Here is a 12769-nt window from a genome sequence, read left to right on the forward strand (position 1 = left end):
AAAAGCACACTAAGCACGTGAAACACACTGCTGCTAAACCAGCTGCTCAGCCAGCAGCATAAGTTCGCACCAGTCAGTAAGGTTTCATATACTAAATCGGCGCTGCTTAAGCGCCGTTTTTTTCCGGAGAGCAATCATGTTGCGCCGCTACCGTTTCGAGCTCATCCTTTTACTGCTGATTATCTGTGCGCTGGTTGCTACCCGGTTCTTTTTGTACTGAGTGTAGTTCGCTGATTTTACTCCCACTTTTCATTCATCCCGTCTATAGTAAACACATTGGGTTACCTTTTTTTATAATCATAATTGCCCTCCAGAGAGAGTTATGCGCAGATCCATAGTGGTATTACTGGGAGCCGTTTGCCTTTTTTCTCCTTTGACTCACGCTGACGATGACAGCGACGACACTGGCATGAGTGCCAAAGATCTGAAGACGCTATTTTTTGGTCATGACGACCGCGTCCGGGTCACCAATCCGACGGAATCGCCGTGGGATGCTATTGGTCAACTGGAAACCGCCAGCGGAAATCTCTGCACGGCCACCCTGATTTCACCTCATCTGGCGCTCACCGCCGGACACTGCCTGTTGACGCCTCCGCGCGGCAAACCCGATAAAGCCGTCGCCTTGCGTTTTATTTCACAAAAAGGCGTCTGGCGTTACGAAATTCATGGCATTGAAGGCCGCGTTGAACCTTCGCTCGGGAAACGTTTAAAACCCGATGGTGATGGCTGGATTGTGCCCCCTTCTGCTGCCCCGTGGGATTTTGGCCTGATTGTATTGCGCTATCCGCCATCCGGTATCACGCCGCTGCCGTTGTTCGAAGGTGATAAAGATGCCTTAACCGCTGCGCTGAAAACCACCGATCGCAAAGTGACGCAGTCGGGTTACCCGCTCGACCACCTTGATTCGCTATACACGCACAGTGATTGTCTGGTGACGGGTTGGGCGCAAACCACCGTGTTATCGCACCAGTGCGACACGCTGCCGGGCGACAGCGGTTCACCGTTAATGATTAAAACAGACAAGGGCTGGGAATTAATTGGGGTACAGAGTTCAGCCCCTGCGGCCAAAGATCGCTATCGTGCGGACAACCGCGCTATCTCCGTCACGGGTTTTCGTGACAAGCTTGAAGCGCTGGCTAATCAGTAATTAACACTGTCGCTGCTGACGTAACTGCAGCAGCGACGCGATTGGCATCGGCTCGCTAAACCAAAAACCTTGCAACTGATCGCACCCGGCAAGCCGCAGTAACTTCATCTGCTTCTCGTTTTCCACCCCTTCAGCAATCACCGTCATTCCCAGAGCACTGGCAATCCGAATCGTACCGCCAACCAGCGCGGCAGCCTGGTCATCGTTATCCACCAGCCCCGCCAGCGATTTATCAATCTTGATGGTGTCGAAATTAAAACGCCGCAGATAGCCAATGCTTGAATAACCGGTTCCGAAATCATCCAGCGCCACGGCCGTGCCCAGCAGTTTAAGGTTTAAAATCGCCGCACGTGCGCGCTCCGGGTTTTCCAGCACATAGGTTTCAGTGACTTCTAACTGCAAACGGTGTGGCGGAAAGCGACAAGAATCGAGCACCCGCGCCACCTTGTTTTCAAATTCCGGGTCGCGAAACTGCGCCGGAGAGATATTCACCGACAATTTAAGATCGTCCAGCGCCTGCAAATCCGAACACGCACGACGCAGCACAAACTGCCCGAGGGAATAAATCAGCCCGCTGGTCTCGGCGATGGCGATAAAAGCGTCCGGTTTCAGTTCGCCTTTCGGCCTGCGCGGCCAGCGTAACAGCGCTTCGACGCCCGTCATCACCTGCGAGCGAGCATCGACAATCGGCTGATACCAGACCTCAAACTCTTCATTTTCCAGCCCGTCGCGGATGTCATTTTCGATACTGAGCTGGTATTCGCGGGCGCTGTTCAGCTCCGCATCGTAATGCGTGATGCGGCCTTTACCGGTGATTTTGGAGTGATACATGGCGATATCCGCCCGGCGGAACAGCTCGGAACTGGAACTGCTCTCCAGCGAACCGCTGGCAATCCCGATGCTGGCGCTGATGTGGATCGTGCGTTCCCCCAGGCGAATCGGCGCATTCAGGTAATCCAGCACGCTGCCCGCAAAGGCTGCCGCTTTCTGCCCGGAATCGCCTCCGCTCACTGTCATCGCAAACTCATCGCCACCAAGCCTGGCAAGCATCCCGCCCTGCGGCACTTGCGCCTGCAGCGTGTGCGCAATATGCACAATCAGTGTGTCGCCCACGTCATGCCCGTAGATATCATTGACGTCCTTGAATCCATCCAGATCGATAAACACCACGGTTTTCAGCGCTTCACCATCGCGATGGCTGACATTTTCCAGATGTTCAATCAACGCCCGACGATTCGGCAAATGGCTCAGCCAGTCGGTCAGCGCAATTTCCCGCGCCTGTTTTTCCCCACGTGCCAGTTTGTACAATCCCAGGCTGCTCAGCAGAATAAAAAGCAGGATCAGCCCCGCCGCCAGCGCCACGATTTTGCGAATCTCCGGCGAGGCCGCCATTGCTGCTTCCGCACCGGGCAGGCGCGGCTGCCAGTTAAGATAGCCCAGCACTTTTCCGCCCGAGCTTTTCAGCGGCACGCTGTACTCGCTAATTTTCGCTTTGGTGAGATGGAGATTGGCAATCTGGAAGGTGTTGCCCAAATCCTTGAGAATGCCCGGGTTGATATGCCGGGTGATCACCAGATAGCGCCGTGTAGCATCGTAAATCTGCAAACGGCCCGTCATCGGGCGAATCAAACCAACACCGACAAAAGCCGTACCTTCACGCGTTTCGGTTATTCCGGCGAAAACATTTTTCCCGCTCGCCAAATCTGCTTTATGTTGATCAATCAGCGCCTGCAACCCTTCGCCAAAAAAATCGAGATTACGCTCGTTAAACGGCTGGCTGTGAAACGATCCCCATAGCACCTGATAGTGTTGGTCCAGCACAAAGGTGCCGTCATAAAGGTTATTGATTTTGAAGCCCGCGCCCCAGGTATCGTACAACCAGCGGGTATCGAGTTCAGGCGGATACACTTTATGCACGGCGTCGTCCCAGATGGCGTTATCCACCACCAGCGACAGCACGCGATTCACGGAAGTCTGAATCGCGCCATCCACGGAAAGTGCCGAACGATGAGCATCGATAGCGTTGATTTTGCTGCTGATCAGGTGCTGGGAAAGGTAAAGCAGAGAGACAATAGAAATGATAAGCCCGATGCCCGCCATAAAAAGCATCACAAACAGCGTTCTGGCTGTGGCGATATTACGCCAGCGAGATGGATTAAACATTCGCGACCCTCATGCACGCGGTTGGCACTGGGGAAATGCACCCTATTTACATAGCGTAATACAGCCAGCATTTTTCGCTGCCCGTAAACGCGGGCAGCGTCACATCATGAAAGTTTAATCATCACCATACCGGCCAATAATAAGGCTAAACCGATCCAACCTTTGTGATTAAGGCGCTGCCCAAACAAGATCCAGCCCGCAGCCAGTGTCGCTGCGACACCAAAACCGCCCCAAATGGCGTACGCCACCGAGAGATCGATACCTTTCACCGCCTGCGACAGCGCGCTGAACGCCGCTAACACGGCCACCAGGGATAAAATGCCGTAGGTTTTGCGACGAAAACCATCCGAAAATTTCAGGAAGATATTGGCGATAATTTCCAGCACAATCGAGCCTGCGAGCCAGGCGGCGTGAATCCACTCAAACTGCTGCATGGCTCACCTCTTCGCTGTTGCTTTTCGCTTTGCGGGTGCCGGATTTGATCAGCACAATGCCCGCCACCAGTGTGGCAAGCCCTGCGCCTTTCATCAGCGTCAGGCTTTCATCAAACAGCGTCACACTGAACAGGGTGATCAGCAAAATGCCGACGCCTTCCCACAGCGCATACGCCACACCGAGCGCGATTTTCTTCACTGCGAAAGAAAGGAATATATAAGAAAGTGAAATCATGGCGAGCATTAAAATATAGCCAGCATGGCCATCGCTCACGCTTGCCCATTTCATTGATAATGTACCCGTAATTTCAGCGACGATCGCCAGGGCTAATAAAATCCAGTAAAACATGGTTCTTCTCCTGCCTGAGAATATAATCCGTAGCAGCTTGCCATTGCGTGCAAACCGTAAAAAGTGATTAAGATTTAGCTCAAACGAAGGAGAAGACTACAGCGCAGAACGCCAGTGCTGCTCACCAGATAGCAGAGAAAAGGAAGGAAAAACAGAAGATTGCGTGGTAGTACGAATGTTGAACATGATGTCCATAAAATTACAATTATCCGCGGTATTGCTTCTCGTCCTTGCGGATGGAAATTGTCCTCAGTGGTTAAACACGCCATAATTCTGGCATAGCGCTATACTAAACTCAAAGTCTTTTCAATTCTTTACGGAAGTTGTTTAAGGTCAGTACGTTTATTCTGCGATGATTCAGATTATGCTCCCCCGGCAACGTTTTTTATAAGGAAAGATATGGCCAGGCCTATTATTACGCTTAATGGATTAAAGATAGTCATCATGCTCGGGATGCTGGTGATCATCCTTACCGGCATTCGGTTTGCAGCTGACATCATCGTGCCGTTTATTCTGGCACTGTTCATTGCCGTGGTGCTCAACCCGGTGATCCGTCTTCTGGAACGCTGCCGAGTGCCGCGCGTGCTGGCTATCACCCTGCTGATAAGCTTCATCATTTTCGTCGCTGTACTGCTGCTCGCCTCGCTCGGCACCTCGCTGAACGAACTGGCGCGTACCCTGCCGCAATACCGTTCTTCGCTTTTGGTGCCGCTGCAAAACATGGAGCCCTGGCTGCAACGCCTGGGGATCTCCATTTCCGTCGATGAACTGGTGAAATACATCGACCCCAATGCGGCGATGACGTTCGTCACCAGCCTGCTGACACAGCTCACCCACGCGATGTCGTCGATATTCCTGCTGCTGCTGACGGTGGTCTTTATGTTGTTCGAAGTGCCGCAGCTCCCGGCCAAACTGCAACAGATGATGGTCCGTCCGGTGGAGGGCATGGCGGCAATCCAGAAAGCCCTCGACAGCGTCAGCCACTATCTGGTGCTGAAAACTGCAATCAGTGTCGTCACCGGGCTGGTCGCCTGGGGCATGTTAGCCGCGCTGGACGTGCGGTTTGCGTTTATCTGGGGCTTATTAGCCTTCGCACTCAACTACATTCCCAATATCGGGTCGGTGCTGGCCGCCATTCCGCCGATTTTGCAGGTGCTGGTGTTCAGCGGGTTTTACGAGGCGTTAGTGGTGCTGGCAGGCTATCTGGCCATCAACATGGTGTTCGGCAATATTCTGGAGCCACGGATCATGGGGCGTGGTTTAGGGCTTTCCACGCTGGTGGTGTTCCTGTCGTTGATTTTCTGGGGCTGGCTGCTCGGCCCTGTAGGGATGCTGCTTTCCGTGCCGCTGACCATTATCGTGAAAATTGGCCTTGAACATACGCAAGGCGGGCAAAGTATTGCGGTGCTGTTGAGTGATTTGAGTAAGTAGCATCTAAACTTATTGATCATGACAGAAGACCTCGACCTCACTCAGTTTCTCACCGCTGGCACACCGCCGCTTCCTCCGGCCGCCGAACAAGGCTGGCTGGAACACGACGGCGCGCAGATCTGGTATGCCGTCTGCGGCAAAGGCCCTGCGGTTGTTCTGCTGCATGGCGGACTGGGTCATTCCGGCAACTGGAGTTACCTGGCTTCAATGCTGGTTGAAGCTGGTTATCGCGTGGTGTTAATCGACAGCCGCGGGCATGGTCGCAGCACGCGCGACGAACAGCCCTACTCGTATGAACGAATGGCCGCCGACGTGCTGGCAGTGATGGACAACATCGCGCTGAAAAAGGCCAGTTTCATCGGCTGGAGTGACGGAGCCTGCACGGCGCTCATCTTTGCCGCCCATCACCCGGAACGTACCGCAGGCGTGTTTTTCTTTGCCTGCAACATGGACCCAACCGGCACCAAAGAATTTCACGCCACCCCGGAAATTGAACGCTGCTTTTCCCGCCATCGGCAAGACTATCTGGCACTCTCGGCCACGCCGGACTGCTTTGAGGATTTCGTTGCAGCCGTATCAAAAATGATGAGCAGCCAACCAAACTATTCGCCAAATGACCTGCAAAAAATCGAAGTGCCGGTGGAAGTTGTTCTGGGTGAGCATGACGAATTTATCAAACCCGAACATGCCACTTATCTGGCGGCTACGCTCCCGAACGCCACGCTAACGATGATTCCTGGCGTCAGTCATTTTGCCCCCTTGCAGAAGCCTGAGGTTTTTAATGCGCAAGTGCTGAAGTTTTTGCAGAAATATTCGGCTAATTAAGCCCTCCCTTCCCCCTTTTCCCTCCAGTTTAGTGCAACGTTGTCTCGCCCTAAAACTTCCTCTGAAGCACGCTCGCATTTCTCTGATTTGCCCCTTAAAGGCTTTTTTCTGCCCGATATACTCGCCAGCAACCGTCCAGTGTCTGTCGCAAGGGAGGACGGTAAGAAACGTACAAAGTACGGTTTAGGACATTGCAAAACGTACTTTGTACGCATAACATCACTTCGACCGACAAGGAAAACAGCTGAAGATGGATTTTCTGTTTATTGAAACCACAGCGTTTAGTCGGGCCAGGCATGGGCTGATGCAAGACGATGAGCTACAAGCGTTCCAGGCCTGGCTTCTGGAAAATTATGGTCAGGGCAAGACGATGTCAGGGACAGGCGGGTGCAAAAAAGTCCGCTGGCAGCGACCCGGTTCAGGCAAGTCTGGCGGAGTCAGAGTCATCTACTTTGCCAGAACGCAGCAAGGCAGAATTTATTTGCTGATTATTTACCCAAAGAGCTGGCTGGATAACCTGAGTGCCAGGCAAAAAGCCCAACTCAAAGCCGCAGTAGACTTGCTGACTTAGCGGCTTATTTTCTCAATGAGGATCAGTTGATGGAAAACAAATTATTTAACGAGTTGCTGGATGGCGTGAACGAAATGGTCGCTATGGAAAAAGGCGAAATGCAGCCTCACCCCGATCGCGTCCATCACCATACCGTTCCGGACGTGAAACTGATACGAAGCCAGTTTGGCATGAAGCAGCACGAATTTGCCGAAGCCATTGGTGCCAGCGCGGCGCTGGTCCAATCCTGGGAATTGAAACGCAGAATTCCAACCGGTATCGCGCTGAAGGTGTTACGTCTGCTGGAACGAAACCCGAAATTTATGGAAGACCTGAAACTGGCCTGAATAAAGGTGGCGAATATGCCGCCTTTTTTACGTGCACTTGCCAAATCTACAGTCCGATATACATTTTAGGCCGGTATAAGGCGAGGCCGCCATCCGGCATTAACTCGATATCGCAAACGCACGCTATTTCAGGCCAAACTGCAACGCGTTACATCACCTCAGAAGCGCCCTCGCATTTCTGTACATTCCCTCATTTATTAAGATATGTACATCCATCCAGCGGGGTATAATCACCAGGTCGTCAAATTAAGTAAAAAGAAACGCGACATAAAGGTGCTAGAACACCTCCATGCCGCTAACCACAAAAAACTTACAAGGAGTTATTTATGGCTGTGAAGAATGGTATGCCAGAAGCCGCGATCGCCCAAACAGATCTTGAGCAATCCGGGAATAAAGAACAGTTTCCCGAGGTCACTCGCAAAAAGAGCGCCCGCCGCCTGCACGGCAAAGCCACAGACGCGGCAACAGCAAAGCACGCCAGTGCAGATACACCCGAAGCGAGCGCGGCCTGCTGCGAAATCTATTCAAGAATACGCAACCGCTATATCCCCCTTCAGGGAGATTGGTTACCCAAAGCAGGTTTTCTGAACGGCATGCCGATTAAAATAAGAGTGATGCCAGACTGCATCGTCATTACCCCACAAAACACCCGCGAGCTGTGGGGCTGTATTGAAGGCATGAGCGTGGTGGATATCAACAAACAGCGAGTCGGCGTCTGGCTAAGAACCTTCCCCTACGCGCTGAACGACACCGGCAATATACCGGTGATTCGCCGCAACCCACATGATGGGTTGATTCGCGGCAGCCGCTGAGGGAATGGCCTTCCCGGCTTTGGGCCGGGAAGGGTTTAATGCCGTTGATTGGGAATATATGGTTAAAATTTTTTGGATTGCCCATCGATCTATATAGCCGTATTAAATGATAGTAGATAGTATTTTTTTCATCCTTCTTTATGTTTACTTATCTAACACTCACCAGGACATTGCGCTTCCCCCTTAAACTCCCCACCTAAGGAAACCCTCGATAACATTTCACTTTAAAAAAACGTGTTAATAGTAGAATATTTTACCTTTTCCCGAAATGGATTTGCATTACGCATATTTTTTTTCTTTAGCCTTGCCAGATACGTTTTCATTGACATTTTATCCTTTACTCCGTTATAGGCAATTAATATTTGATAAAGAGAGAACCCCACATCTAACGATAATAACTCAACTAAATTTTCATATGCTTCCATCCCCATAGAAAAAAATGCATTGGTTAAATTTACACCTTCCTCGCCTTTAATTTCAAACTTATTCCACAACATAGGAAAATCATTCATTGAGACAGCAACAAAAATAACCTTCTCAGCATCATTTACGTATTCACTTGCCTTAACCTCCCTTAACCTCCCAAGGCTTTTAACTGCCTGCTCCCACGGTTTTATTGCAATTTTTTCTAATGATGCATCGATTGATTCAATGTTGTTATTGCTCTCAATCACACCGCCTAAGTACTTAGATGATTTTATTTCTATAACTATCAGAGATTTTTCTTTTTCATTATAAATGAGAATATCAGGAGATTTTAATATGTTTTTCTTGTATTTATATGAGAATTCAGGGATGACAATGTATTTATTAATTATTGAGTTCATGGCTTCTGAAATAGTTATGCCTTGTATATAAGATTCAAACACCTCGCCAAAATGATTCAAAAAAGCAACATCACCATCACAATATAAATCCTTTATTTTATAAAATAAATTATTAAACATTAAATCCTCTACTAATTTCCCATCTACGGGAAGATAGCATCCGTCATACATTTTAATAAATGGCTTATCTCTAAATAAACTGAATGCATAGTCATCTTGAATATTTTCTTTAGAAAAAGCCACGCCATCTTCAACATCAAAAGAAATAACATCCATAACCTTGTCCAAGATTGCTTTATCTATATGATAAAAATTGCAAACTTTATTTATATCCAAGAAAACATTAGACACAATGACTTTAGGGACGCACTTCATCGTAAAATTGTTTTTATAATAGACAATTACACAGTGTAGCACTTTGCAGTAATCTTTAAGAGTTATGCCAAAGCTGTTATAAAATCTTTCAGCTACATTATGATCTATTTTTTCAAGGAAAATCAGCGACGCTCTATAGCATTGACTAAGATAATTATCTCTATAGTTAAAAATAAACCCATTAATAAATTCATGCTCAACATTTAAACTATCATTCTTTCTATCATTGACAGCGAGTAGGGTTTTATATATTTTCAAGAAACGCGTATCAAAATCAAAATTATCATTTTGACTTAAGTTGAAATTTGCCAACAAAAATTTCCATGCAATAAGCCTTCCGCGTCGGTTGAATGGTTTTGTGTTGTTAATGTGATGTAATGCTTCAACATTACTCAAAAAAAACATTTTACTCCACATCCATACATTATCTTTTTCTTTTTCATCGAAAGACATAAGAGATAAAAGAAGAGCATCAATATAGTTGAAATCCGAGTCAAGATAAAATGACGCATCCTCATTCTCCTTAAAAACATCTTTAAATGAAGTTAACACCCCAAAATTAACCAATTTACTAATATCCATAACCCATCCAAGAAATCATTTTAAAAGTCATCAAATACAATATTTTTTAACGCAAACACTTTCAATATATCTAATCTGCAACGTTAGTTTTAAATCACAATTTATGTACACCGCATATGCCAGCTTCTTATTTAAGCATTTAAATTTATGAATGCTATAACATATCACTATCTCACTCAACACATGTATATAGTAACCTTGGTATTAATGCATTTATCCCACTCTCTCCCCCATAGTCTACACTCCCTATTCCATCCTCGATCGCCATCACATAATCACTCCAGAAATTATTACTCTTAGGCTAATGATCTGCACACCAGCTTAATTGATGCCCTACTCCTTACGGAGCAGACTTACTGCAGCATAAATCCAGGCAAAAATGATTTGCTGAATCAGGAGGTTAATAATGAATGCTGGCCAAACTCCGGCCCGGGACTGGAACACACGTCGTAGCGAGAAAGCTCGACGCGTTGCCTCCCTTCCGGTGCAGGGCAAGGTAATTCCCACCGACGGTCTGGTGGATGCGCTGGAAAAATTGATTGCCCCCGGCGACCGCGTGGTGCTTGAAGGTAACAACCAGAAGCAGGCGGATTTTCTCTCTCGCATGCTGGCAGAAGTGAACCCGGCGAAAGTCAACAATCTGCATATGATCATGCCGAGTGTGGGCCGTAGCGAACACCTCGATATCTTCGAAAAAGGCATTGCCCGTAAACTCGACTTCTCTTTCTCTGGCCCGCAAAGTCTGCGTATTTCGCAGCTGTTGCAGGACGGTCAGCTCGAAATCGGTGCAATTCACACCTACATCGAACTCTATTCCCGCCTTTATGTCGATCTCTGCCCGAACGTAGCGCTGATTGCCGGTTACAAAGCTGACCGCAAAGGTAACCTCTACACCGGGCCAAGTACTGAAGATACCCCGGCGCTGGTGGAAGCCGCAGCGTTCCGCGATGGCATTGTTATCGCCCAGGTTAACGAAATCGTGGATGACGAGTGTGACCTGCCGCGTGTCGATATCCCTGGTTCGTGGATTGATTACGTGGTGGTGGCCGATAAGCCATTCTTTATCGAACCGCTGTTCACCCGCGACCCGCGCCTCATTAAACAGGAACACATCCTGATGGCGATGATGGCGATTAAAGGCATCTACGCAGAACATCAGGTGCAGTCGCTCAACCACGGGATTGGGTTTAACACCGCCGCTATCGAGCTGCTGCTGCCAACCTACGGTGAACAACTCGGCCTGAAAGGCAAAATCTGTAAGCACTGGACCCTCAACCCGCATCCTACGCTGATCCCGGCGATTGAAAGTGGCTGGGTGGAAAGCGTGCACTGCTTCGGCGGCGAACTGGGGATGGAAGAGTACATCCGCGCGCGTCCGGACATCTTCTTCACCGGTTCTGACGGCTCCATGCGTTCTAACCGCGCCTTCTGCCAGCTGGCAGGCCAGTACGCGGTCGATATGTTTATCGGCTCGACCTTGCAGGTTGATGGCCTGGCGAACTCCTCCACGGTGACTCGTGGTCGTTTGTCCGGTTTCGGCGGTGCGCCAAACATGGGTCACGATCCTCACGGCCGTCGTCATGCCACACCAGCATGGCTGAACATGATCACCGAGCCAGACCCCATGCAGCGCGGTAAAAAACTCGTCGTGCAAATGGTGGAAACCTTCCAGGCTGGCGTGAAACCAACCTTCGTTGAACAGCTCGATGCCGTTGAAGTTGCTAAATCTTCTGGCATGCCGCTGGCACCGGTCATGATTTACGGCGACGACGTCACCCACGTGCTGACTGAAGAAGGTATCGCTTACCTGTATCGCGCAAAAGATATCGAAGAGCGCCGTGCGATGGTTGCTGCCGTTGCCGGGATCACCGATATCGGCCTGGGTGTGGACGCGAAACGCGTTGCCGACCTGCGTAAGAGCGGCAAAGTGGTTTACCCGGAAGACATGGGTATTCGTCGTTCTGAAGCCACGCGTTCTCTGCTGGCCGCCAGCAGCGTTGCCGACCTGGTGGAATGGTCCGACGGTCTTTACAACCCACCTGCGAAATTCCGGAGCTGGTAATGAAACTCCTGTCACAGACTCATGCAGAGGTACAGGCCGTGCGGCTGGCGGTGATCGCCCGCGACTGCCTGATCGACGAAGCACGATTAAGCCCGAAGCCGGGTCTGGTGGACAGCCGGGGAAACGGTGCCCATCACGATCTCTCTTTGGCACTGATGGAGTGCTCCGCGCACAGCCTGACCCCCACGTTTCTGCAACTGGCCCAGCAAAGCTGGCTGAGTCCTGCCGACATCGCCCTGCGCGAAACCGTGGGCCGTTTAGGGCGCGAAGGCGAACAGCAGATGATGGCCGCAACCGCAGGTGTGAACACGCATCGCGGCGCAATCTGGGCGCTTGGCCTGTTGGTGAGCGCCGTGGCGATGCACGGTTCTGACGCTAATGCTCAGCAGATTGCGGAGACAGCCGCCCTGCTCGCGCGTTTGCCAGACAGCGCCGCGCCGAAAGTCTTCAGCAAAGGTCTGAAAGCGACTCATCAGTATCGGGTCCCGGGCGCACGTGAAGAAGCGCAACAGGCGTTTCCACACGTGCTGACTCTGGCGTTGCCGCAGCTTTTACGCAGCCGTGCAAAGGGCGCCAGTGAAAGTGAAGCCCGTCTTGATGCGCTGATGGCGATCATGACCTCGCTCAGCGACACCTGCGTGCTCTCTCGTGCCGGAATGCCCGGCCTGAAAGCGATGCAGGACGGTGCCCGCGCCGTGCTGAATGCAGGAGGTTGTGCCACTGTCGCAGGCCGTGAAGCACTTGCCGCGCTTGATGCGCAGATGTTAGCGCTCAATGCCTCGCCCGGTGGCGCTGCCGATTTGCTCGCCGCCACGCTGTTTCTCGACAGGGTCAGCCAGCCCGCGTCTTGCTCATTTTAAAGAGG

Annotated in this window: 12 protein-coding genes; 8 read left to right on the forward strand and 4 right to left on the reverse strand. The window is 50.4% G+C overall.

What is annotated here, in order from left to right; translation table 11 throughout:
• The first annotated feature begins 322 nt into the window (after positions 1-322).
• Complete coding sequence (locus ACI2I2_RS01810) at positions 323-1147, forward strand: trypsin-like serine peptidase (protein ID WP_404656330.1); 825 nt, start codon at positions 323-325, stop codon at positions 1145-1147.
• Here the strand turns inward: ACI2I2_RS01810 and ACI2I2_RS01815 are convergent, their stop codons facing one another.
• The 3 genes from ACI2I2_RS01815 to mdtJ all read right to left on the reverse strand — a co-directional run bounded on the left by ACI2I2_RS01815 (position 1148) and on the right by mdtJ (position 4093).
• On the reverse strand, positions 1148-3310 hold the full coding sequence (locus ACI2I2_RS01815; RefSeq protein WP_404656331.1) for an EAL domain-containing protein: 2163 nt from the start codon (positions 3308-3310) through the stop codon (positions 1148-1150).
• A gap of 104 nt (positions 3311-3414) precedes the next feature.
• Positions 3415-3744: a multidrug/spermidine efflux SMR transporter subunit MdtI gene (gene mdtI / locus ACI2I2_RS01820; RefSeq protein ID WP_404656332.1), complete on the reverse strand. Its 330-nt coding sequence runs from the start codon at positions 3742-3744 to the stop codon at positions 3415-3417.
• Positions 3731-4093 carry a multidrug/spermidine efflux SMR transporter subunit MdtJ gene (gene mdtJ, locus ACI2I2_RS01825; protein ID WP_404656333.1) on the reverse strand — a complete coding sequence of 121 codons (363 nt, stop codon included), beginning with the start codon at positions 4091-4093 and terminating at the stop codon, positions 3731-3733. Before mdtJ ends, mdtI begins: the two co-directional genes overlap by 14 nt.
• A gap of 399 nt (positions 4094-4492) precedes the next feature.
• Here mdtJ and ACI2I2_RS01830 point away from each other — a divergent pair, with 399 nt between their 5' ends.
• The 5 genes from ACI2I2_RS01830 (at position 4493) to ACI2I2_RS01850 (ending at position 8058) form a co-directional block, all read left to right on the forward strand.
• Positions 4493-5524: an AI-2E family transporter gene (locus tag ACI2I2_RS01830; RefSeq protein WP_404656334.1), complete on the forward strand. Its 1032-nt coding sequence runs from the start codon at positions 4493-4495 to the stop codon at positions 5522-5524.
• An 18-nt stretch (positions 5525-5542) separates the two neighbouring features.
• Positions 5543-6349, forward strand: coding sequence for an alpha/beta fold hydrolase (locus ACI2I2_RS01835; protein WP_404656335.1), 807 nt, complete (start codon positions 5543-5545; stop codon positions 6347-6349).
• Positions 6350-6599: 250 nt separating this feature from the next.
• Entirely contained in the window at positions 6600-6920 is a 321-nt protein-coding gene (locus ACI2I2_RS01840) for a type II toxin-antitoxin system RelE/ParE family toxin (RefSeq protein WP_404656336.1), read from the forward strand.
• Positions 6921-6949: 29 nt separating this feature from the next.
• Positions 6950-7246, forward strand: a complete 297-nt coding sequence (gene nadS / locus ACI2I2_RS01845; RefSeq protein WP_404656337.1) for a NadS family protein — start codon at positions 6950-6952, stop codon at positions 7244-7246.
• Positions 7247-7572: 326 nt separating this feature from the next.
• Positions 7573-8058, forward strand: a complete 486-nt coding sequence (locus ACI2I2_RS01850; protein ID WP_404656338.1) for a SymE family type I addiction module toxin — start codon at positions 7573-7575, stop codon at positions 8056-8058.
• A gap of 224 nt (positions 8059-8282) precedes the next feature.
• Here the strand turns inward: ACI2I2_RS01850 and ACI2I2_RS01855 are convergent, their stop codons facing one another.
• Positions 8283-9842 (reverse strand): hypothetical protein, encoded by a 1560-nt coding sequence (locus tag ACI2I2_RS01855; RefSeq protein ID WP_404656339.1) that lies wholly within the window; start codon positions 9840-9842, stop codon positions 8283-8285.
• 406 nt (positions 9843-10248) lie between these two features.
• Between ACI2I2_RS01855 and mdcA the strand changes: the two genes are divergently transcribed.
• Complete coding sequence (mdcA, locus tag ACI2I2_RS01860) at positions 10249-11904, forward strand: malonate decarboxylase subunit alpha (RefSeq protein ID WP_404656340.1); 1656 nt, start codon at positions 10249-10251, stop codon at positions 11902-11904.
• Positions 11904-12764, forward strand: coding sequence for a triphosphoribosyl-dephospho-CoA synthase (locus tag ACI2I2_RS01865; RefSeq protein WP_404656342.1), 861 nt, complete (start codon positions 11904-11906; stop codon positions 12762-12764). The genes mdcA and ACI2I2_RS01865 overlap by 1 nt, the downstream gene beginning before the upstream one ends.
• Positions 12765-12769: the final 5 nt, after the last annotated feature.

Source organism: Scandinavium sp. NPDC088450 (assembly GCF_044900545.1).
Classification (GTDB): domain Bacteria; phylum Pseudomonadota; class Gammaproteobacteria; order Enterobacterales; family Enterobacteriaceae; genus Scandinavium.